At 63.0% G+C, this 22,273-nt stretch carries 19 protein-coding genes and 1 pseudogene; 12 read left to right on the top strand and 8 right to left on the bottom strand.

Annotated elements, in window-relative coordinates:
• Positions 1 to 14: 14 nt before the first annotated feature.
• The 8 genes and pseudogenes from sfnG to X739_RS161490 form a co-directional block, all read left to right on the top strand.
• Positions 15 to 1,091: pseudogene (gene sfnG / locus X739_RS161455) on the top strand (dimethylsulfone monooxygenase SfnG); the annotation flags it as partial.
• A gap of 225 nt (positions 1,092 to 1,316) precedes the next feature.
• Positions 1,317 to 2,261, top strand: a complete 945-nt coding sequence (locus X739_RS161460) for an ABC transporter ATP-binding protein (protein WP_023781688.1) — start codon at positions 1,317 to 1,319, stop codon at positions 2,259 to 2,261.
• On the top strand, positions 2,258 to 3,157 hold the full coding sequence (locus X739_RS161465; protein ID WP_031247951.1) for a branched-chain amino acid ABC transporter permease: 900 nt from the start codon (positions 2,258 to 2,260) through the stop codon (positions 3,155 to 3,157). The genes X739_RS161460 and X739_RS161465 overlap by 4 nt, the downstream gene beginning before the upstream one ends.
• 3 nt (positions 3,158 to 3,160) lie before the next feature.
• Complete coding sequence (locus tag X739_RS161470) at positions 3,161 to 4,201, top strand: branched-chain amino acid ABC transporter permease (RefSeq protein WP_023772448.1); 1,041 nt, start codon at positions 3,161 to 3,163, stop codon at positions 4,199 to 4,201.
• A 79-nt stretch (positions 4,202 to 4,280) separates the two neighbouring features.
• Entirely contained in the window at positions 4,281 to 5,618 is a 1,338-nt protein-coding gene (locus X739_RS161475) for an ABC transporter substrate-binding protein (protein WP_023772449.1), read from the top strand.
• Between the two features lie 66 nt (positions 5,619 to 5,684).
• On the top strand, positions 5,685 to 6,476 hold the full coding sequence (locus X739_RS161480) for an ABC transporter ATP-binding protein (protein WP_023772450.1): 792 nt from the start codon (positions 5,685 to 5,687) through the stop codon (positions 6,474 to 6,476).
• Between the two features lie 24 nt (positions 6,477 to 6,500).
• A complete protein-coding gene (locus X739_RS161485) occupies positions 6,501 to 7,748 on the top strand; it encodes an SfnB family sulfur acquisition oxidoreductase (RefSeq protein ID WP_023772451.1) in 1,248 nt (415 codons plus the stop codon).
• 167 nt (positions 7,749 to 7,915) lie between these two features.
• A complete protein-coding gene (locus X739_RS161490) occupies positions 7,916 to 8,401 on the top strand; it encodes a hypothetical protein (RefSeq protein WP_023772452.1) in 486 nt (161 codons plus the stop codon).
• Between the two features lie 80 nt (positions 8,402 to 8,481).
• Here X739_RS161490 and X739_RS161495 read toward each other — a convergent pair whose 3' ends face one another.
• Positions 8,482 to 9,141: a TetR/AcrR family transcriptional regulator gene (locus X739_RS161495; protein ID WP_023772453.1), complete on the bottom strand. Its 660-nt coding sequence runs from the start codon at positions 9,139 to 9,141 to the stop codon at positions 8,482 to 8,484.
• Between the two features lie 274 nt (positions 9,142 to 9,415).
• Here X739_RS161495 and X739_RS161500 point away from each other — a divergent pair, with 274 nt between their 5' ends.
• On the top strand, positions 9,416 to 10,855 hold the full coding sequence (locus X739_RS161500) for an aldehyde dehydrogenase family protein (RefSeq protein ID WP_023792887.1): 1,440 nt from the start codon (positions 9,416 to 9,418) through the stop codon (positions 10,853 to 10,855).
• Positions 10,856 to 10,919: 64 nt separating this feature from the next.
• The gene (locus X739_RS161505; protein WP_023792883.1) at positions 10,920 to 11,495 is read left to right on the top strand and encodes a DUF1349 domain-containing protein; all 576 of its coding nucleotides are present in this window, start codon (positions 10,920 to 10,922) and stop codon (positions 11,493 to 11,495) included.
• Between the two features lie 151 nt (positions 11,496 to 11,646).
• Here the strand turns inward: X739_RS161505 and X739_RS0133750 are convergent, their stop codons facing one another.
• The 5 genes from X739_RS0133750 to X739_RS161525 form a co-directional block, all read right to left on the bottom strand.
• On the bottom strand, positions 11,647 to 12,906 hold the full coding sequence (locus X739_RS0133750; protein WP_245273779.1) for a glycosyltransferase family 4 protein: 1,260 nt from the start codon (positions 12,904 to 12,906) through the stop codon (positions 11,647 to 11,649).
• A 208-nt stretch (positions 12,907 to 13,114) separates the two neighbouring features.
• Positions 13,115 to 14,644 (bottom strand): mercuric reductase, encoded by a 1,530-nt coding sequence (locus X739_RS161510; RefSeq protein ID WP_023781682.1) that lies wholly within the window; start codon positions 14,642 to 14,644, stop codon positions 13,115 to 13,117.
• The gene (locus X739_RS161515; RefSeq protein WP_023781681.1) at positions 14,634 to 15,974 is read right to left on the bottom strand and encodes a glucoamylase family protein; all 1,341 of its coding nucleotides are present in this window, start codon (positions 15,972 to 15,974) and stop codon (positions 14,634 to 14,636) included. Before X739_RS161515 ends, X739_RS161510 begins: the two co-directional genes overlap by 11 nt.
• Positions 15,967 to 16,479, bottom strand: coding sequence for a hypothetical protein (locus X739_RS161520; protein WP_084056105.1), 513 nt, complete (start codon positions 16,477 to 16,479; stop codon positions 15,967 to 15,969). Before X739_RS161520 ends, X739_RS161515 begins: the two co-directional genes overlap by 8 nt.
• Before the next feature lie 192 nt (positions 16,480 to 16,671).
• The gene (locus X739_RS161525) at positions 16,672 to 17,424 is read right to left on the bottom strand and encodes an SDR family NAD(P)-dependent oxidoreductase (protein WP_023772459.1); all 753 of its coding nucleotides are present in this window, start codon (positions 17,422 to 17,424) and stop codon (positions 16,672 to 16,674) included.
• A gap of 457 nt (positions 17,425 to 17,881) precedes the next feature.
• Between X739_RS161525 and X739_RS161535 the strand changes: the two genes are divergently transcribed.
• Positions 17,882 to 19,180 carry an O-antigen ligase gene (locus tag X739_RS161535; RefSeq protein ID WP_023792867.1) on the top strand — a complete coding sequence of 433 codons (1,299 nt, stop codon included), beginning with the start codon at positions 17,882 to 17,884 and terminating at the stop codon, positions 19,178 to 19,180.
• A 190-nt stretch (positions 19,181 to 19,370) separates the two neighbouring features.
• Here X739_RS161535 and X739_RS161540 read toward each other — a convergent pair whose 3' ends face one another.
• Together X739_RS161540 and X739_RS161545 are read right to left on the bottom strand one after the other, a co-directional pair.
• Entirely contained in the window at positions 19,371 to 20,627 is a 1,257-nt protein-coding gene (locus X739_RS161540; protein WP_032922086.1) for a polysaccharide biosynthesis/export family protein, read from the bottom strand.
• Positions 20,628 to 20,713: 86 nt separating this feature from the next.
• Positions 20,714 to 21,391 (bottom strand): sugar transferase, encoded by a 678-nt coding sequence (locus tag X739_RS161545; protein WP_015314232.1) that lies wholly within the window; start codon positions 21,389 to 21,391, stop codon positions 20,714 to 20,716.
• 600 nt (positions 21,392 to 21,991) lie between these two features.
• Here X739_RS161545 and X739_RS161550 point away from each other — a divergent pair.
• Positions 21,992 to 22,267: a hypothetical protein gene (locus X739_RS161550; RefSeq protein ID WP_023772463.1), complete on the top strand. Its 276-nt coding sequence runs from the start codon at positions 21,992 to 21,994 to the stop codon at positions 22,265 to 22,267.
• The last annotated feature ends 6 nt before the right edge of the window (positions 22,268 to 22,273 follow it).

The following is a 22,273-nucleotide window of genomic DNA, read 5'->3' as shown; positions in this document are numbered from 1 at the left end:
CTGGGAGACAATTCATGGCACACGCAGGAACCGACGCGGTCAAATTCGCCTACTGGGTGCCCAATGTTTCGGGCGGCCTGGTGATCTCCGACGTCGAGCAGCGCACCAGCCATTCAGCCGAGTACAACCGCAAGCTGGCACAGATCGCCGAAAAGGCCGGTTTCGACTACGCGCTGAGCCAGATCCGTTTCACCGCCGGCTACGGCGCTGACGAGCAGCATGAATCAGTGGCGTTCAGCCATGACCTGCTGGCCGCCACCACGACGCTGAAGGTGATCGCCGCGATCCTCCCGGGCCCTTGGAATCCCGCGCTGGCGGCTAAGCAGATTGCCACCATCAGTTATCTGACCAACGGACGTGTCGCCATCAATCTCGTCTCCGGCTGGTTCCGTGGAGAGTTCCACGCCATCGGTGAGCATTGGCTCGACCATGATGAGCGCTACCGTCGCTCCGAGGAATTCATCCGTGCGCTGCGCGGCATATGGACTGAAGACAGCTTCACCTTCCGAGGCGACTTCTACCGCTTCAACGAATACTCGCTGAAACCGAAGCCGCCGCGGCCGCTGCCCGAGATCTTCCAGGGCGGCTCGTCGCGCGCGGCACGCGACATGGCATCACGCGTCTCCGACTGGTATTTCACCAACGGCAACACGCCGGCCGAAATCGCCAAACAGGTCGATGATCTCAAGACCAAGGCAAAGGCCAGCAATCATTCCGTCAAGGTCGGCGTCAACGCCTTCGCCATTGTCCGCGAGACCGAGGACGAGGCCAAGGCGGTGCTTGCCGAGATCATCGCCAAGGCCAATCCGGAAGCGGTCAACGCCTTCGGGCACGAGGTCAAGAACGCCGGCAAGGCCTCGCCGGAAGGCGAGGGCAATTGGGCGAAGTCCTCCTTCGACGACCTCGTCCAGTACAATGACGGTTTTCGCTCCAACTTGATCGGCACGCCGAGACAGGTTGCCGAGCGCATCGTCGATTTGAAGCGCGCCGGCGCCGATCTCATCCTGCTCGGCTTCCTGCATTTCCAGGAAGAGGTCGAGTATTTCGGCAGGCATGTCATCCCGCTCGTTCGCCAGCTGGAGNCGGCTTCCTGCATTTCCAGGAAGAGGTCGAGTATTTCGGCAGGCATGTCATCCCGCTCGTTCGCCAGCTGGAGGATGCCGAGCAGGCGGCTTCGCTGGCGGCGGAATAGTCATCTCCCCAAGGCTGGCCGGGTAATCCGGCCAGCACCCGAATGAAAGTTTTCAAGCGCGCTCGATCTTTTCGGGCGGCATCGAGAATTCGTGCGCCTGCGGGCGAAATCGAGGACGACTGGAATGCCGTTGCCCAGCTATGCCTTAGGCGCGATGGAAGCCTCGGTTTATGCGCCGGAAGTTTTTGCGCGGGGCCTGCCTTCGGCGGAGCAGCCGTCCGAAGGCCGTACCGTGCCGGTAGCAGGCACCGCGGCTGCCACATCCCCGATGCTTTCACTCGAGGCCATCGGCCTGTCGTTCGGCGGTGTCGTCGCGCTGGCCGACATCGAGCTGTCTGTTCGATCAGGGGAAATCCGCGCCATCATCGGCCCGAACGGCGCCGGCAAGAGCTCGCTGATCAATGTCATCAGCGGTCTCTACCGGCCCGATCGCGGCCAGGTCCAACTCGCCGGAGTCGACTATGCGCAGGTGCCGACGCAGCGGCTGGCCCATCTCGGCGTCGCCCGGACCTTCCAGAACCTTGCTTTGTTCAAGGGACTGAGCGTCCTAGACAATGTCGCCTCCGGCCTTGCCTACAAGGTCCGTTCCAACTTCGCCGGCCAGGTGCTCGGCATCGGACGATCGCGCGGCGAGCGACGTGAGACACGCAGTCGCGCCGATCAGATCCTCGAATTTCTCGACCTCACCGCCGTGCGCGATCGTCTTGCCGGCACGCTTCCCTACGGGCTGCAGAAGCGGGTCGAACTCGCCCGGGCGCTGGTCGCGGAGCCGCGCCTGCTGCTGCTCGACGAACCGATGGCCGGCATGACATCAGGTGAGAAGAGCGAAATGGCTGCCTTCGTGCGCGCCGCGCGTGACCGCTTTGCCACCACGGTCGTCCTGATCGAACATGATGTCGGCGTCGTCATGGGCCTGTCCGACCGTATCGCCGTTCTCGATTATGGCCGCAAGATAGCCGACGGCACACCCGACGAGGTCCGCAACGACCTGCGCGTCATCGATGCCTATCTGGGCGTCGCCTCGGACGGTGAGGCCCTCTCTCGCAATGAAGGAAGGGCGGGCATATGATCGCCGATTTCGACTATCAGTTCTTCATCGAGGTGCTCGTCGGCGGGCTGCTTTCCGGCGTCATGTATTCGCTGGTCGCGATCGGCTTCGTGCTGATCTACAAGACTTCGGGCGTGCTCAACTTCGCCCAAGGCGCGATGCTGCTGTTCGCCGCCCTCACCTTCGTCAGCCTTGTTGAACGCGGTGTTCCGTTTGCACTGGCGTTGGTGGCAACGTTCGCCACCATGGTGGCGATCGGCATCGCCATCGAGCGCACGGTGCTGAGGCCGCTGACCAACAAGCCGCCGATCACCCTGTTCATGGCGACACTTGGCCTGTCCTACATCATCGAGGGCGCCGCCCAACTGATCTGGGGCACGCAGGTCCATGGCCTTGACCTCGGCATCGAGGATGTGCCGCTGGAAGTCGGCGGGGTGCTGATCAGCCAGTTCGATATCTTCGCGGCGGTGGTCGCGGCCGGCATGGTTCTCCTGCTGTCGCTATTCTTCCGCTACACCCGCATCGGCCTCGCCTTCCGCGCCGTCGCCGACGACCAGTTCGCCGCACTCGCGGTTGGCCTGCGTCTGCCGCTGATCTGGGCCATCGTTTGGGCGGCGGCCGGCTTGGTCGCGCTGGTCGCCGGGCTGCTCTGGGGCGCCCGCCTCGGGGTGCAGTTCTCGCTGTCGCTGGTGGTGCTCAAGGCGCTGCCGGTGCTGGTGCTTGGCGGCTTCGATTCCATTCTTGGCGCCATTGTCGGCGGGCTATTGATCGGCGCCAGCGAGAAGCTCGCCGAGGTCTTTATCGGCGACTATTTCGGCGGCGGCATCGAGAGCTGGTTCGCCTATGTCGTTGCGCTTGTCTTCCTCTTGATCCGTCCTTCCGGCCTGTTCGGCCAGAAGCTCGTCGAAAGGGTCTGAGCCATGGCCGCGACTACAAGCGACTTTCCCGCCGCTACGGTGCTGCCGAACTGGGCGGTGCCCGCACTCCTGCTCGCATTGGCCTATGGCGTCGTGCCGCTGATCGGCTCGAGCTACCTGTTCGAGGCCATCCTGCTGCCGTTCCTGGCGCTCAGCCTCGCCGGTGTCGGCCTCAATATCTTGACCGGCTACGCCGGCCAGGTTTCGCTGGGCAGCGCCGCTTTCATGGCGACAGGCGTCTTTGCCACCTACAATCTCAACCTGCGCGTCGAAGGCCTGCCACTGATCGGCAGCATTTTTCTCGCCGGCATCGTGGCCGCCGCGATCGGCATCGTCTTCGGCCTGCCGAGCCTGCGGCTGAAAGGTTTTTACCTCGCGGTTTCGACGCTTGCCGCGCAGTTCTTCGTGCAATGGGCGCTGACCAAGTTCAGCTGGTTTTCCAACAACTCTGCATCCGGCGTCATCGATGCGCCGAGGCTGTCGATTTCAGGCTTCACACTCGACGGCCCCGTCGGCCGTTACTTCTTTGCACTGACCATCGTCGTCGTCCTGACCTTCTTCGCCTATCGGCTGGTGTCGTCGCAGACCGGACGAAACTTCATCGCCATCCGCGACAACGAGACCGCCGCTCGCATCATCGGCATCCCGGTCTTGAAGACCAAGCTTCTGGCCTTTGCCGTCTCGTCCTTCGTCATCGGCGTCGCCGGTGTCATCTGGGCGTTCGCTTATCTCAGGACCGTAGAGCCGGATGGCTTCGATCTCGACCGCTCGTTCCAGATAATGTTCATCATCATCATCGGCGGCCTCGCATCGATCCGCGGCGCGTTCTTCGGCGCCGCCCTGATCGTGGTCTTTCCGCTCGCACTGTCGCGCCTCGGCGGCTTCCTGCTTGGCGATGTCTTCGACTCGGGCGTCCTCGACATGAGCCAGCGCGTCGTGCTCGGCGTCCTCATCATCCTGTTTCTGATCCTCGAACCCGACGGGCTGGTGGCCTTGTGGGACAGGATCCGAAGACGGCTTCTGTTCGCCTGGCAATCGACCTGAGCCCTCGCACTGCAAAATCCTATTCGAAGATGAACCAGAGGCCGGATCAAAGACGGCCGATACCGGGAGTACCCTAGCCATGACCTTCCTCAGCACCATCAAGGCGGCGGCATTGTCCGCGGCGATGATCGTGTCGGTGGCCTTGCCATCCGCTCATGCCGACGAGCAATATTTCCCGCTGCAGAGCTATCGCGTCGGACCCTACGCGGCCGGCGGCACCGGCTTCTTCGGCGGCTTCATCGACTATCTCAACCTCATCAACATCCGCGACGGCGGCGTCAACGGCGTCAAGCTGACCTGGGACGAGTGCGAGACCCAGTATGAGGTCGAGCGCGGCGTCGAATGCTACGAGCGGCAGAAGAGCCATGCGGGTGCCGCTGCCTGGAACCCGCTCTCGGTCGGCATCGCCTATGCGATGATCGACCGTATCACCGCCGACAAGGTGCCGCTGATCACGGTCAACCACGGCCGCACCGACTCCACCGACGGGCGCGTCTTCCCTTACGTCTTCCCGCTGCTGCTCAACCCCTACAGCGAGACGTCAGGCATCGTGAACTACATCGCCGCCAAGGAAGGCGGCATCGACAAGCTGAAGGGCAAGAAGATCGTCGTGCTCTATCACGGCTCGCCCTACGGCAAGGAGACCATCCCGATCTATGAATTGCTGGCGCAGAAATACGGCTTCACCGTGCAGCAGATCGAAGTGCCGCATCCCGGCAACGAGCAGCAGTCGCAATGGCTGACCATCCGCCGCGCCAAACCTGATTTCGTCGTCCTGCGCGGCTGGGGTGTGATGAACCCGGTGGCGCTCAAGACGGCGGTCAAGGTCGGCTACCCCGTCGACCACATCGTCGGCAATGTCTGGTCGAATTCGGAAGAGGACGTCATCCCCGCCGGCGATGCCGCCAAGGGTTACACCGCCATCACCACCCAGGCCTCGGGCAGCACCTATCCGGTGGTGCAGGAGATCGTGAAGACCGTCTACGGCGCCGGCAAGGGCAATCTCGAAGACAAGTCGCGCATCGGCTCGGTCTACCACAATCTCGGCATCGTCAACGGCATCCTGAATGTCGAGGCGATCCGCGTCGCGCAGGAGAAGTTCGGCCATCGCACGCTGACCGGCGACGAAGTCCGCTGGGGCTTCGAACACCTCAAGCTCGACCCGTCCAAGGTAGAAGCGCTCGGGGCCAAGGACCTGTTCCACTCGATCAATGTCAGCTGGGACAACCACGAGGGCGAGGGCTACGTGACCTTCCAGCAGTGGGACGGCAAGAAGTGGAACGTCGTTTCCGACTGGATCGCGCCGGATTGGGCGCTGCTGCGGCCGATCATCGAGAAGTCGGCCGAGGCCTATGCCGCCGAGAAGGGCATCAAGCTGCGCACGGCCGACGATGCCAACGCCGTGACCACCAACTGATTTCCGGGCGGGCGCCGTGGACACCGTCCTCGGCGCCCGGCGCATCCGCAAAGCACGGGAACAGCCATGCCGAACGACGACATCATCCTGGCCGTGGACGCGGTCCACGCCAGCTATATCAACGCCATCACGGCGCTGCATGGCGTCAGCTTCGAGATCAGGCGGGGCGGGATTCTGGCGCTGCTCGGTGCCAACGGCGCCGGCAAGACCACCACGTTGAAAGCCGTCTCCAATCTGCTGCCGGCAGAGCGCGGCCAGGTCAACGCCGGTTCCATCCGCTATGATGGCTCGGATGTCTCTCACCGCAAGCCGGGCGATCTCGTACGCGCCGGGCTGGTCCAGGTGCTGGAAGGCCGTCACTGTTTCAAGAGCCTCACAGTCGAGGAAAACCTGGTCGCCGGCGGCATCGGCCGCAGCGGCCGCCGCGCCGAGATCAACGCGGACCTCGAACGGGTTTATTCCTGTTTTCCGCGCCTCAGGGAAAAGCGTCGGACATTGTCCGGCCTCACCTCCGGTGGCGAGCAGCAGATGACTGCCATCGGCCGCGCGCTGATGTCGCGGCCGCGCCTCCTGGTTCTCGACGAGCCCTCGATGGGGCTTGCCCCGCTCATCGTGCAGGACATTTTTCAGACGCTGAAAAAACTCAACCGCGAGACCGGTCTGTCGATCCTGGTCGCCGAGCAGAACTCGGCGGTCGCGCTTCGCTATGCCGACCACGCCACTGTGCTCGAAAGCGGCGTCTCAGTCCTATCCGGCGCGGCCGCCGATCTTCGCCAGCGCGAGGATATCAGGGCGCTCTATCTCGGCCAGCAGCCGTCGCCCGCCGCCAAGCCATCCCGTCTCCACGCCGTTGCCTGAACCGAATTTTGAAGGAGCAATGAAATGACCGTCTCGACCGTCAAGACAGACCATGCTTCCGCCGCCGTACCGCCGGTCGCAAGGCCCTCGGCACCAGCACACATCATCAGGGACGATGCGGAGGCGATCGCCGTCGCCCATGCGCTCGCCGCCGAATTCATCAAGGACTCGTCCAGGCGCGACCGCGAGCGTATCTGGCCGGTTGCCGAGCTCGACGCCTTTTCCCAAAGCGGCCTGTGGTCGATCAATGTGCCGAAGGAATTCGGCGGGCCGGAACTGTCCTATGCGACGCTGGCCAAGGTGATCGAGATCATCTCGGCGGCCGATTCCTCAATCGGCCAAGTCGCGCAAAACCATCTCGGCGTCATCGCCGCCATTCGCACCGTGTCGGATGTGGAACAGCAGAAACTGCTGTTCACCGAGGCGCTGAAGGGCACCCGGTTCGGCAACGCCTTTTCCGAGTTCGGCTCCAAGCGCGCCGCCGATTTCGAAACCCGCTTCACCGATGCCGGCGACCATGTCGTCGTCAACGGCCGCAAATTCTATTCGTCCGGCGCGCTGCTTGCCCATCTGGTGCCGATCGTGGCGCTCGATGACGAAGGTCGCGCCTGGTATGCCATCGCCGACCGCGGCGCGCCCGGCCTGACCGTCATCGACGACTGGTCGAGCTTCGGCCAGCGCACGACGCTCTCCGGCACTGTCATCATAGACAACGTCAAGGTGCCGAAGACGTATCTGGTGCCGGGCTACAAGGGCTACGACAAGCCGACCGCCGACGGCGCCATCTTCCAGATCATCCAGGTGGCGGTGGACACGGGGATCGCCCAGGCGGCGATCGACGAGACGGTTCACTTTGTCAGGACCAGGAGTCGCGCCTGGATCGACAGCGGCTTCGACAATGCCTGGGATGATCCCTACACCATCCAGGCTATCGGCGACCTCACGCTGCGCCTGCACGCGGCGCAGGCGCTGCTCGAAAAGGCCGGTCATGCCATCGACAAGGCGGTGGCCGAGCCGACAGCCGAGACGGTCGCGCATGCCCAGATCGTCACCGCGGAAGCAAAAATTCTGTCGACCGAGATCGCCATCGCCGCAACGAACAAGCTGTTCGAACTGGCCGGCACGCGCTCGACGCTGGCCGAACACAATCTCGACCGCCATTGGCGCAACGCCCGCACGCACACGCTGCACGATCCGGTGCGCTGGAAATATTCGATCCTCGGCAAATATTTCCTCAACGGCGAAAATCCGCCGCTGCACGCCTGGAGCTGATCTGCCGGAGGCGGGCGGCGCGCGCTGCGGTCGACCTGGTCGTCGCCGAGTGGCTTTGCCCTGACGGTCATCCCCTTCGGGATGCCCGCGGCGGGTGACCGCTTACGCGCAATTTACGACCATCGGTTACACCGGTTCCTGTCTGATTCGCCCAGGACAGGAACACCATGAGCAAAGCCCTCACGACCTTCGCCCTCGTCGCCGTCTTGACCGCCTTGCTCATGGCGCTGAGCCTTGCGGTGGCCCGCCACGGCTATCCCTATGGCGTGATCGGCGTCAAGCGTCTCGACGGCATCGCCGACGCCGGAACGTTCATTCCGCTTGCCGCGGCCTTTTTCTTTAGCGCGCTGTTGATGATGATCCTGCCGATCCGCGCGGCCAGTATCGTCCTCCTCCATGCCGCCGATGCGATCTTCTGGACTGTCATCGTGCTGCTCGCCACCATCGTCGGCGGCCTGCTCGCCCGATGGGCCTTCGGTCAGGGCAGCGCCCTTCTGGCGCTGTTGAACTGGCGGTTCCTGTTTGCCGTGGCGGTCGTCGGTTGCCACTTCGTCATGAACGAGTTGCGCCGCAACGTGCTGCTGCGCAGCCTGTTCTTCGTGATCTTTGCCGCCGCCACGGTGGCCTGCCTGTTCTGGTCGTTTACGCTTTAGCCGGAACTTACCATCCTATCGCCGCCTGGTCTTCGTTCCATGGCGAAGCGCTATTGGGATCGCGAGTTCGGAGTCTTCGGCTACCGGCCGCCGGAGACCGCTTTCGCGACGTAGCGCGAAAAATCCTCGACATCCGCAGCCGAAGGCTCCTGGCCGGTGAAGCTGCGCAGATACGCGGCAACATGCGGCAGGCGGCTGCTCATCGGCTCGTTGAGTTCGAGCGAATAGTAGCCGATCTGCATGAAATAGAGCACGCGAGCGCGAACGAACGCGTCTTCCTCCTCATAGCCATGACGCAAGAACATGCCGCGGATGGCAGTGACGCGTTCTTCGTCGGCCTCGTCGAGCGCACGCCGGATGCTGGGGGAGCGGCGAGCCCATGCCCGGATGGCGAAATCCAGCCGGGGATCGAACAGCTTTTCGTCGACCCAGCATTCGAAAATGCTCATCACCCCGCGAATGACAGTCGCGGAAGGGCGTGCGGCACGCTCGACGATGAATCGGGTATTGGTCTGCCGCCAGTGGTCCAGCAATTGGTCGAGCAGATCCTGCCGGCTCTTGAAATACCAGTAGAAGCTCGAGCGCGAGACATCGAGTTGCTGGCCAAGCGTCAGCACACGGACGCGTTCGACACCGTCCGAGATCAGGGTTTCAAGCGCCAGCTTCAGCCAGTCTTCGCGAGTAGCCTTGATGTTGCCGGTGGCGGCGGCGCGCTGGATCGTCGTTTCGAGTGCTGCCATCTCGACGACGCATGACACGCCACACAAGGCAAATCAAGATTGTGGACATATCTGTACAGGGCCCTCCGGCCTTGACCCGGAGCGCTGCCCGCCCATGTTGGCCGGATTGCTTGGCGATGAGGCTCGGTCGCCGCTGCCCCGAAGGCATGAGCGCAGCCCGGGGATTTTTGTCGCGGTCTCCAGACACGTGCGCGCTTTCCCGCAAGGCAATTGTCTGGCAAATACCACTTCAGACAGATGCCGCCGCGCGGCCAACAGCCAGGAAGGCAAGGACATGACAGCGTTTCGAAAGAACCTCATCGATGGTGAATGGGTCGGCGATGCCGGCTCCCGCAACATCAACCCCTCGGATACCGGCGACGTCGTCGGCGAATATGCTTCGGCGGGGGTCGAACAGGCGGGCCAGGCGATAGCGGCCGCCCAGGCGGCGTTTCCAGCGTGGTCCCGTTCCGGTCCGCTGGCGCGCCATGCGGTGCTGAAAAAGGCGGCCGACGAGATCGTGGCGCGCAAGGACGAACTCGGCCGCAATTTGGCGCGTGAGGAAGGCAAGACGCTGGCCGAGGGCATTGGCGAGACCATCCGCGCCGCCCAGATATTCGATTTCTTTGCCGGCGAAACATTGCGCCTGTCGGGAGAGGTGGTGCCAAGCGTGCGGCCGGGCGTTGGCGTCGAGATCACGCGCGAAGCGGTCGGCGTGGTCGGCATCATCACACCGTGGAATTTCCCTATTGCCATTCCCGCCTGGAAGATCGCTCCGGCGCTGGCCCATGGCAACACCATCGTCTTCAAACCGGCCGAGCTCGTTCCCGAAAGCGCCTGGTCCATCGTCGACATCCTGCATCGCGCCGGCCTGCCCAAGGGCGTGCTCAACCTCGTCATGGGCAAGGGCTCGGTGGTCGGCCAGGCGATGCTCGACAGTCCCGACGTCAACGCCATCTCCTTCACCGGCTCGGTGGGAACCGGCAAGCGCGTCGCGGCGGCAAGCGTCGAGCACATGCGCAAGTTCCAGCTTGAAATGGGCGGCAAGAATCCGCTGGTCGTGCTCGACGATGCCGATCTCGCGGTCGCTGTCGATTGCGCGCTGAACGGCGCCTTCTTCTCGACCGGCCAGCGCTGCACGGCCTCGTCGCGTTTGATCGTCACCAAAGGCATCCACGACCGTTTCGTCGACGCGCTCAAGGAGCGCATGGATAAACTGGTGATCGGCGACGCGCTCGACGCGCGGACCCAGATCGGCCCGGTCGTCGACGCGACCCAGCTTAAGCAGGACGAAGACTATATCGCCATCGGCGTCCGCGAAGGCGCCACGCTCGCTTTCGGCGGCGAACGGCTCGACCGCAAGACGCCGGGCTTCTATCTCAAGCCGGCGCTGTTGACCGAGGCCACCAACGCCATGCGCAGTTCGCGCGAGGAGATTTTCGGCCCCGTCGCCAGCGTCATCCGGGTCCAGGATTATGACGAGGCGCTTGCCGTTGCCAACGACACTCCGTTCGGCCTGACCTCTGGCATTTGCACGTCGAGCCTCAAGCACGCCACGCATTTCAAGCGCAACTCCGAAGCCGGCATGGTGATGGTCAACCTGCCGACGGCGGGCGTCGATTTCCACGTTCCTTTCGGTGGTCGCAAGGGTTCGAGCTTCGGTCCGCGCGAACAGGGCCGCTATGCCATGGAGTTCTACACCACGGTAAAGACCGCCTATACGTTCGCGGGATGATCAGGCGCGCCGGCCGACCGCCGGCGGACCGTCACCTCCTCTGGAAACGGACCGGTGCAAAGGGATGACATTGCAGGACCTGACTTGGCTCAACCCGCCGCCGCACCATGCGATCGAAGGTGATGGCGTGCGCGTGCGCACCGGCAAGGAAACCGATTTCTGGCGTCAGACCTTCTATGGCTTCTGGCGCGACAACGGCCACTTCCTGTATCGGCGGGTCGAGGGCGATTTCACCGCCGAAGTGACCGTCAAGGGCGACTACGAGGTGCTTTACGACCAGGCCGGGCTGATGGTCCGACTGAGCGAAACGCACTGGATCAAGGCCGGCATCGAATACACCGATGGCCTTGCCTATTTCTCCGTCGTCGTCACCAACGACACCTCGGACTGGTCGCTGGTGGCCATTGCCGCCGGCCCTGACGGCGTCAGGATCCGCCTGACCCGCCACGGCGAGGCGGTCCGCGTCCAGTATCTCGACGCTTCCGACGGGCATTGGAAGCCGGTGCGGCTCGCCTATTTCCCGACCTCGAGGATGGTCGATGTCGGCGTGATGTGCTGTTCGCCGCAGCGTGAAGGTTTCGAAGTCACGTTCTCCGGATTTTCGGTCGGCCCGCCGATTGCGCGGGATCTGCACGACTGACCCTGGCAACCGGGCTCCGCGTGGCGTGTGCGAACGGACCGGTAGGACACCGCGACCCCAGTGCGCTCCAGGGCTCGGCATAGGCCTCGAAGCGTTCGGGACGTTGTCGGTCTTCCACGTCTGGTGCAGGATCCGCGGGACCATCGGCGGCTCATGGGGTGCTCGGAGATGGCTGGTCGTCATCGCCGTCACTCTCCAGGGCAAGCCCGATACGGATGGCATCGCGGATCGCTTGCGGGCCAAACCTTGCCCATACGGCCTGATGGGCGCGCACGCGCTGCCTTGCCCGGCGCCCGGCGTCGATTGAAAGTTGGACGGCCATGGCGGCCAGGCCTTCGTCGCTGGCCGACAGCAGCACCTCGTCGTTCGCGACCAGGCCCAGGCCCTCGGCCGCGAGCGGTGTCGCGATCACCGGCACCCCCCAGGCCATCGCCTCCAGGATCTTGATGCGCGTGCCCCCGCCCGCCCGGAGCGGGACGATGCTGAGATGCGCGCCGGACAGGAGCGGCGCCACGCTTTCGGGATCTTCGACGAGCTCGACATCGGGCAATCCGCCCAGGGCCAGCACGGGCGGTTCCGGGCCGCGTCCGGCCAGAACCAGCTTAGCGTCGGGCAAGGCCTGGCGGATGCGGGGCAATATTGTCCGGGCCAATCGCCCGGCGGCGTCGACATTCGGAGGATAGCCGAGATGACCTATGAAAAGGATCACCGGAAAGCCGCTGTCGGCCGACGGTTCCGCGGGCAGCATATCGGGAATCGCCTCGACGTTGGGAATTCCATTGGGAACGACATCGATGGGCATCGTGCGCCCGGCAACGCGCATCAGCTTCTCGCGGTCCTCGTTCGAGCAGACCCAGACCCTGTCGACAAGGGCGAGCGCCTTTCTTTCGAGATGCCTGATGCCAGGCCCCGATGCGGCCACGGAAAAGCGCGATGCGGTGGCTTCGGCGCGTTTCATCTGCGCGGACAGGTCGGACTCGACATTGTGCATATCGAGGATGAGCTGCTTTGCCAGCGAGCGCAAAGGCCGCAGCAGCTTGAACAGGCCGATGCTCTCGACCACGACGGTGTCCGGGCGGAACTCCAGGATCAGTGCTTCCAGCCGCGCCAGCGCCGCGCGCGAAATGCGATGCTCCTCCCTTAGGCGCCACCATCCGATGGAAGCCGTCCGGGGCTCTCCCTCGATCGACAGCGCCTCGGTGCGGATAAGCGGATCGGGCGCGGTCATGGCGATGGCCCTGGGCCGCACCGAGGCCAGGCAGACCGGTCCGAACGCGGCCGCCGCCACGGCATTGCGATAGTTGCGCAGATCCGCGCCGGAAGTCGGCGGAAACGCCGGCTCATGGCACACGATCAGCACGCGTCGCCGGCTGCCGTGCGCCGGCATGTCGACGTCGGGCCGCGCGCTCAAAGCGGACGCCCGACGCTTCGCGCCAGGAGTAGCGGCGCAAGCTCTTTCTCGGACGACATTAACGAGGCCTCCGCCACCTCAGAAATCAGCTTCGACTTGTTTAGCCGAACCGTGCCTTCGTCAAGCGCTGGATCATGGTCTGATGCCCGGCGCGCTTGCCTTGCGGATCGGCCGCAATGCGGGTCCGGCTGGGACCGAGCGCAAAGGCTTATCGCCTGGACCAGGCCAGCCAGCGGGCCGCCAGGCGCCTGCGCAATGAAGTGAACCGTGTCCGTCTGTAGGCGTCGCCCGCCATCTTGATGCCTTGCGCCTGTGTCGGGAATGGATGGATGACGTCGGCCAACGCATGCAATCCCATGCCCGACCGGATAGCGAGGGTCACTGCGTTGATCATCTCGCCGGCATGGCTGGCGACGACCGTCGCCCCCAGGATGCGGTCGGACCCCTCCCTGACATGGATCTTGACGAACCCTTCCTCCTCGCCGTCCATCACGGCGCGGGCGACATCGTGCATCAGGACCGTATAGGTCTTGACGGGAATGCCGTTGCGCCGCGCCTCCAGCGGATAGAGACCGACATGGGCGATCTCCGGATCGGTATAGGTGCACCAGGGGATAACCAGTTCGCTGAGCCTTTCGCGGCCGCGAAACAGGGCATTGCGCACGACGATGCGCGCTGCTGCCTCGGCGGTGTGGGTGAACTTGTATTCGAGGCAGACGTCGCCCGCCGCGTAGACATGTGGGTTGGTGGATCGCAGATAATCGTCGACCTTGATGCCGTTGACGTCATAGGCCACGCCGGCCTCATCGAGGCCCAGGCCATCGACGTTGGGTGAACGGCCGACGCCGGTGATGATCTCATCGACCGAAATCGTCGTCATGTCGCCATCCCGCATCAGGTCGGCGGCCTTCTTTCCGCCCTCCATCCGCACCGCCACCACTTCGGTGTTCAGCCGCACCTCGATCCCCTCGCGTGCCAGCGCATCCGAAAGGATCTGAGCGGCGTCGCGCTCCTCGCCGGGCAGGAACATCGGATCGCTCTGCGCCAGGATGACCTTGGCGCCGAGCAGGCAGAAGGCCTGCGCCATCTCGCAGCCGAGCGGCCCTCCGCCGATGACGAGGAGCCGCGGCGGGCATTGCGTAAGGTCGTACATGGTCTCGTTGTCGAGATAACCGGCCTCGGCAAGCCCTGGGATCGCGGGCCCGCTGGCATGCGCCCCCGTCGCGACCAATGCCTTCTTGAAATGCAGGGTCCTGTCCGCGACCACGACGGTGTCCGGTCCGCCGAAGCGCGCTTCGCCGAAATAGAGGTCGATGCCCTCGGCTGCGACGGAAACGGCCGAATTGGCACGGCTGATCCGCTGCCGTATCTGCCGCATCCGTGTCATCGCCCGTTGAAAGTCGACGCGAAGGTGGTCTGGCGGGTCGCCGCCAAAGCTCTCGGCATCGCGCATATCGGCATAGAGCCTGGCCGTGCGGATGATCGACTTCGACGGAATACCGCCGACATTGACGCAGGCACCACCGATCAGCCCGCGTTCGATCAGCGCGACCTTCGCGCCAAGGCTCGCGGCGTCACGCGCGGCGGTCAACCCGGCCGGCCCGGCGCCGATGACGACGAGATTGTAGAGGCCGTTCGGGGTCGGGTTCTTCCAGTGCGCGGGATGCGCGCCCCTGATCAGTTCGACGTCGTTGCTGTCGAGAGGGAAGACGGCGGTTCTCGTCGGTTCACGCGACATCGCGCCCTCCGGATACCGGCCGCGACAGCCATCCGCCGGTGAAACCCGCCTTGTCCAGGCCGCGACGGATATGGGGATTGGAACGCATCAACTCCCAGATCAGTCCGGAACGGTGGTTTTCGATCATCATCACCGCGATGCCCTGGTCAAGCCCGTAATGGCCTTCCGACACCCAGCCGGCGCGGCCGAATCTGCGCCGGTTGGCCAATGTCGGGTTGAAACCGCTCGGCAGCCGGAAATTGTCGAGTACCTCCGGATAACGATCGACGAGGTGACGCAGCGCCGCCAGGCAAATGTCCGGCGCAAAGGGCAACGACGCCGGATAGGACCATGGCGCGATTGTCCCGTCATCCGGTCCGAAAGGCGCGCCGCGCGCGGCATAGCCGGAAAACCTGTGGGTCCGCCGCTCCACGCTGGCGCGGAAGCCGCCCGGTCCGTCTCCGGCCGAAAGGCCCCACAAATTCTCGCCATAGCCGTCAAAGCCGTAAGGGTTGTGCCGGGCGTAGTCGCGGTGAAGGTATGTCGAGCGGCGGCTGTTTTCGAAATAGTCCGAATTCTTCTCCCGCATGAAAGCGTCGCGGATGCCGGAGAAATCGATCCAGGCATGCGAGAACTGGTGCATGAACAGCGGCCCGCCATAGAGCACGTCGTGGCCGTAGATGTTTTCCCATTGATAGGTCGCCGTCCAGGCCTCGTAGCTGTCGTCCGAGGTCGGGCGGTCCGGAGAGGCCATCGACAGCACATAGAGGATCGTCGCCTCGTTATAGCCTTCCCAGCCATAATGCAGAAAGCCGCTCCTCGGCTTCCAGCCCTGGCGGAGCGTCGGGCTGCTGCCTTGCGCCCATCGCCAGTCGACGCGCCTGTAAAGCGCCTCGGCCAGGTGGCGGATTTCGGCTTCGTCGTCGCTGTCGCCGGAAAAATACGCGCTCGCCACCAGCATGCCGGCGATCAGCAGGGCGGTATCCACCATCGACAGTTCGCAGCGCCAAACGCGCAAGCCGCTCCTCATGTCGAGAAAGTGGTAGTAAAAACCCTTGTGGCCGGTGACGTCGTGACCGCTGCCTTGCGTGCTGGTCTGGAAAAAGCGTAGCGCCGCAAGGGTCAGGCGGGCAGCCGCGTCGCGCGCTATCCAGCCACGTTCGACGCCGATCGGATAGCAGGACAGGGCGAACCCGACGACGGCGATGCTGCACGGCGAATTGGGCCGCGACGTGTCGGCGACCAGCCCGTTGTCGGGGTTCACGTTCTCCAGAAAATAGCCGAAGGCGGCGCGTTGACAGTGGTCCAGCAGTTCGTCATCGGCCAGCGCGGCGGGATCTGCTCTAAGCAAACGATAAAAACTCCTGCCTGATGGCGGCAACGCCCTGTGCCGGTACGGTGACATCGACCAGAAGGGCATGATCGCTGAAGGGGATCGCTTGCGCCTGTTCCGGCATCGCCGAGGCCGCATGCAAATGTTCTACCATTGCTCGGCTCAGGTAATCGGGACTTCCCATCTTCACCCATGGCGTCTTGGGGTTGGCATTTGCTGCATCGACGCATCGGATGGTTGCCATGTCGGGCCGCCGTGCATTCTCAAATTGAATCTGCACGGTCTCGTTCGCGATCGGATGCCGCGGCAAGGCGAAGTTGGAAATCGGCACGGTCAACGAATTTCCGTCGCGCACACACCAACTGTCGACGGTGGGGTGATTGCCTTGAGTCGACAGGATTTCGGTTCCAAGGCCATGCAGCATTTCGAAGGCACGGTAAGCCGGTCTGGCGACGCCGTGAAGGTTCATCAGGCCGAAACCACCATGAAAGGGCAGGGATGGAAAACAATTCTCGTCGAGAATACCCGAAAAGGCTCAGTAGCTGTAGCCCTGAACCAGCCCTCTCGCCTCCATTCCTCGCCCTGGACGCCGAGGTCGCGGCGAAAGGTCCCGCCCGTGGGACTGTCTGAAATGTTTGCCGTTTCTACACCTTCCATACCGACTAGACGCCGGCGATGGCATATTCGTTGCCTGCTCACGCGGATTTGTAGTGCATCAATAGGTGGCGCGGCCGCCCGAGACGTCGAACACGGCGGCCGTGGTGAACGAGCATTCCTCCGAGGCGATCCATGAGATCAGCGCCGCCACCTCCTCGACCTCGCCGAACCGCGCCATCGGTATCTTGGAGAGCATGAAATCGATGTGCTCCTGCTTCATCTGCTTGAAGATCGCGGTGCGCACGGCGGCCGGCGTCACGCAATTGACCGTCACCTTGGTCTTGGCGAGTTCCTTGCCGAGCGACTTGGTCAGGCCAATCACCGCCGCCTTCGAGGTGCTGTAGGCGGAAGCATTGGGATTGCCTTCCTTGCCGGCGATCGAGGCGATGTTGACGATGCGGCCATAGTTGCGCTCGAGCATGTGTGGCACCAGCGCCTTGTTGCAGTAGAAGACGCCGTTGATGTTGATGTCGATGACCCCACGCCAGTCCTCGACCGAATAGGACCAGGTGGTCATGTTGGGGCCGGTGATGGCCGCACTGGTGACCAGTATGTCGACCCCGCCGAAGGCTTCGATCGTCGATCGTGCGGCGACCTCCACACTTGCCGCATCCGCAACGTCCAACGTCACTCCACGCAGGCCGGGAACAATGGCTTTCGCCTGTTCGATCTGTGCGGGATCGCGATCCCAGACGCAGACGCGCCCGCCTTCGTCGACGATCCTCTGCGCGACCGCCAGGCCGATGCCCGAGGCGCCTCCGGTGATCACCGCCGACCGGCCGGCGAAGCGTCCCGCAAAGTTCATCGGCATGTCATTCCCCTGTCCATGTTGGCTGACCCGTGTGACGCCCCGCCCCAGGGAGTGTGAGGTTACCGCGGGCCGAGTTCAAGCCGGCATGCGGCCGGATCGTCTGGGCCAATCGGACGGATTATGGCGCGGCTCCTTCGAACTGGTCGCGCAGCTTTTCCACCATACCCACCATGGCGGGCCGATTTCGGCATACCCATGGACCAAGGAACATCAAGGGCAGCGACTCGTTCCCGATGGGCAGCCGGAGCGCGCGTCCGATTGGTCGGTTGCTGGCAAGCGGTCTCTCGGCGATCGCCGCGCTGTAAGACAAGGTGACCGGATTTGCCATTGAGCACGGGGTGCGATAGGTTATATTGCACTGCACAATGGAGACGCCGTTTCTTGTACGACCCTGTTTGCGGAAATGCCGGCTGGTTTGCGGCCTGCCGGTCCTGGGTCGTGTCGACGGGACCGTGAGATGAAAATTCCCAAATCCCTGCTCGTCGATCCCGAGAAGAATTCGGTCTATGGCAGCTTTGCCATTGCCGTTTCGATCTGGGCGTTCTCCTATTCCGTCATTTTCGGCCAGGTGCTGATCCTGGCCTATTATGCCGTCTGGCTTCCGCTCATTCTGGTCGACTACCAGCGTTTCCTGCGGCAACTGTCCAGCGCCTGGCTGCCGCTGCTCTTCGCGGCCTATATCGGCTTTTCCGTGTTCTGGTCGCAGGCGCCCGGCGTCACCGCCAGAACGGCGGTCCAGTACTTGTCCCATATCGCCTGCGCCTATGTCGCCGCACGCACCGTCAGCGTCCGCACCCTGACGATAGGCGCTCTGGTCGGCATATTCTTCGTCCTGCTCTATTCGCTGAAGGTCGGCGCCTATTCCGAGGATGTCCTCGACGGCACCTATAATTTCGTCGGCGCCTTCGCCTCCAAGAACCAGATCGGCTTCGTCGGCTCGCTCGGCATCTATTTCTCGGTCGTGTTCCTTGCTTTCCTTCGGCGTGGCCGGCTGAGTTTCATGCTGACCGTGCCGGTCGTGCTGTTGTCGGCCTATGTGCTGGTCGTCTCGCATTCCGCCACCTCGATGGCCTCGATACCGGCGGTTCTGGCGCTGGTGGCGCTTCTTGCGATGAGCAAGCTTTTGTCGCGACGCTACCGCCGGGTGATCTTCCTGGTCGGCGCCGGCATGATCGTCGTGGTAGCCATCGTCGCCCTCAATCTCGGGCTCATGGACTTCGTGCTTGGCATCTTCGGCAAGGATTCGACGCTCACCGGGCGGACTTATCTGTGGGAGCAGGGCTGGAACGCCGCGATGCGATCGCCGATCCTTGGCGTCGGCTATGCCGCCTATTGGGTGCAGGGCTTTGCCGAGGCGGAGCGGCTGTGGAACGAGTTCTACATCAGCACCCGCACCGGCTTCCATTTCCACAACACCTATGTCGAAGCCCTTGTCGAACTCGGCTTCACCGGGGCCGTGCTGATATCGCTGATCATGCTGCGCACGCTCTTCGGCCACATCGCGGCGGTGATCTTCAAGACATGGCAGGCCGAATCGGTGGTTCTCATCGGCGTGATGGTGCTGCTGCTCATCCGCTCCTTCGTCGAGGTCGAGATACTCAACCCCTACATCATGGGTTCATTCCTGATGTATTTCAGCTTCTTCAAGCTGGCGCGGTTGCCGGTCACCCGCACGCGATGGTCACCGGCTTTCGAGCCGGCGGATGCGAAGGCTGGACAGGCAGCTTGGCCTCACCGTCCCGCGGCAGCCGAGTAATGACGAGTGTCCGCTAAAGCCATCGCGGGAAAACGCGTAGCGGTTCCGTTCGGAATTGCGTCAACAGCCATTCTGGTTTTCCGGTGCTGAAGATCAATCAGCAAAAGCCTCCGCCAAGCAGGCTTGGCGGAGGCTCAAAGTTCTTGCGCTATGGATCGTACGCGGCGGGCCGCGCGACGGTTCCGCGTCTCTACTGGCTGGCCAGCGGCGCCAGCTTGATCTTGATCACATCGCCGGGCAGCACCGGTGTGTCTTCCTTGGCGGCGATCTCGGTGGTCTTGCCGTCGACATCGCGCACCAGCGAATAGAGCAAGGTAGGTTGCTGGTCGTTGGTGATGGCGGCCGTCGTCGCGGGATCCGTGGCCTGGGCTATCAGGCCTTTTTGCATATTCACCTTCAGCGCGGCCTCGTTCAGGTCGGCTTCGGTCTGCTGGCGATCGGCGGCGAGGGTCGAACTCAAGGTGTTCTGGGCGTCGATGGCGTCCTGCGTCGCCTTGCTGATCGCCTGCTTGGCGGTCAGGATGGCTGTCTCGTAGTCCAGGATCTTGCCCTGCAGGTCGGTGACGGACTGCTGCGAATCCAGAAGCCTCGCATTGGCCACCAGGCCCTTCTGGGCCAGCGGACCGATGCTGGCTAGCTGTTGCTGGGCCAGGTCGACCTGCTTCTGCTGGTTGACGATCTTCTTCTGCAGCGATTCGATTTCGGCCTGCAGCACACCCTTGAGATCATCGAGCGCCTCGAGCTTGAGCTTCAGCGCCTTCTGGTCGGCGGTAAGGATTGTCATCTCGTCGGCGACGATGGTCGGCAGCCGGGGATCGCCTTCGACCTCCTTGGGTGCCTCAAAACTCGTCTTGCCCGCCATGTCGGCGTCGATGCGGGCGCGCTTGACGATCAGCCGAACGCGCTGGTCGTCGGAGATATCGAAATTGCCCTTGGCGGTCACCAGGTCCTTGCCGAGCTGGGGACCGTAGTCGGCGTTGCGCCTGATGCCTCCGGCGACGCTGATCGCTTTCAGCACCGTAAGATCGGGCACAAAGGGAAATTGCCCGGGATTCTGCACCTCGCCCGAAATGTAGAAGGGGCGGAACTGCGCCATTTCGACCGAGGCTTCGGGCTTGTCCGATAAAGCGAGCTTGTGCTGCAGCGCCTCGCCGATCGCCGCGGCGACCTCCGCCGTGGTCTTGCCGGCCGCCGGCAACTCGCCGACGAAAGGCACCGACAGCGTGCCTGCCGGGCCGATCGTATATTGGCCATTGACCGACGACCAGTCGCGGAACGTGCTTTCGACGGTCTGCCATTCGGCGATGCGGATGGTGAGCTTGTCCTGGGAGCCCAGACGGTAATCGTCGGCGGCGGCCATCTGGGGAAAAGCGAACGACATCGCAAGGCAGGTCGCCACGAGTCGCGAGCGGCCGGAAAGCGGGCCGCTGCCAAAGGCTTCGAAAATGTCTATCTTCAACTGAGCGTTCCGATCCGTTTTAGCCCCCATCGCCCGATGAGCTTGCCGCCGGATGCCTTGATCCTGCCGGCCGATCAGTAAGAACCGCGCGACATCCAGACGGCCGGCACTGTTCTGATGATGATGCGAACGTCCTCGAACAGCGACCAGTTCTCGACATAGTGGCGGTCGAACGCGACGCGGCTGTCATAGGAAACGTCGTTGCGGCCGCTGACCTGCCACAGGCCGGTCAGCCCGGGCCGGGACTTCAGATAGTAGACAGCCGCGCTGCCATAGATTTCAAGTTCGTCCCGGACCACCGGGCGAGGCCCGACAAGGCTCATGTCGCCCTGGAGGATGTTGATGATCTGCGGCAATTCATCGAGGCTCAGCTTGCGCAGCACCGTTCCGACGCGGGTGACGCGTGGATCGTTCTTCAGCTTGCGGGTGGCTATCCATTCCGCATTGGCTTCTGGATTGGTCGCGAGATAGGCGGCCAGCACCTTGTCGCCGTCCGGAACCATGGTGCGGAACTTGAGGCAGGAGAAGAGCCGTCCGCCGCGCCCGATTCGGCGGTGACCGTAGAAAACCGATCCGCCATCGGAGAATTTGACGAGCAACGCTATCATGATGAACAGCGGGCTGAGCGCGATCAGTCCAGCCAGCGAACCGACGATGTCGAAACTCCGCTTGATGAGGCCGCCGATCGGCGGCGGAAAGTCGGTGTCGGCCTGCGAAAACCCCGCCGTGGCCGACTTGGCAATATCCCTCATACGGAAACTCCATGCGTTCAACGAATGGTTTACCGCACGATACCAAAAAAATGCTGCAGCGCAACACACAATTTCCCACGCCGCTGAAATAGTCGCGTCATGAATTGACCAAATAATAAGCTAGTCCTGCTCAAATTTCGGAATTTTTAGCACATTTGTGACAATAAATGGGCAAGCATAAAAAAATCCGGACGTTTTTGGGGCGATTTTTGGGCGGTGCGTTCCCACTGTCGGGATCCGGAGCATACGAGTCCTTAACGGCGACGCTATATTCTAGACTATTCACCTAAAATACCATCTAATATTACGGGTTGTACTCCAGATTTACAATGGCTGCAGGTTGAGTGAAATGCGGCCGGGTGCGTTGCAGCATGGCAGAGTCGAACGCGTAAGCTCAATCAAAAATATGTGCGGTTGCCCTTGCCGCCTTCTGCTCGCCTTAATAGAATTGCAAATTATACCTGTTACGGTGGCGACAGGTTGAAAGGCCGGAAGCAACCGGTCGAGAGCGGGTGGTTTAACAAGCCCGCATCACAAGGGACGGCGCTCGGGTGGGGCTATCGTTGGATATAACCCGAGCCGGTTTATGGGCTGTTGGGTATGTCGCTTCCAAAATTCATCGTTGGGATGCTGTTCGCGCTCGCGATCGTCGTCGCCTGGTCCTGGCTGGGTGGAGCTTCGCTTGGCACGACACTGCTGCGTGTCATCATCTGCGCGGTGGTCATCCAGACCGGTTATTTCGCGGTCGTCTATGCCATGATCGCCAGGAGCGCGCCAACGCCTGCCGACAGGCTGCGCGAAGCCGAGAGAAAACAGAACTCCACCGACGTGCCCGAGGGCGAGAAGCTGGGCAGCGTCCGGCGGGGGCTGCATTAGATCAAC

This window comes from Mesorhizobium sp. LNHC209A00 (assembly GCF_000502915.1).
In the GTDB taxonomy this organism is placed as follows: domain Bacteria; phylum Pseudomonadota; class Alphaproteobacteria; order Rhizobiales; family Rhizobiaceae; genus Mesorhizobium.
Note: the sequence above shows the minus strand (reverse complement) of the source record. Positions and strands in the feature narration are given on the sequence as shown.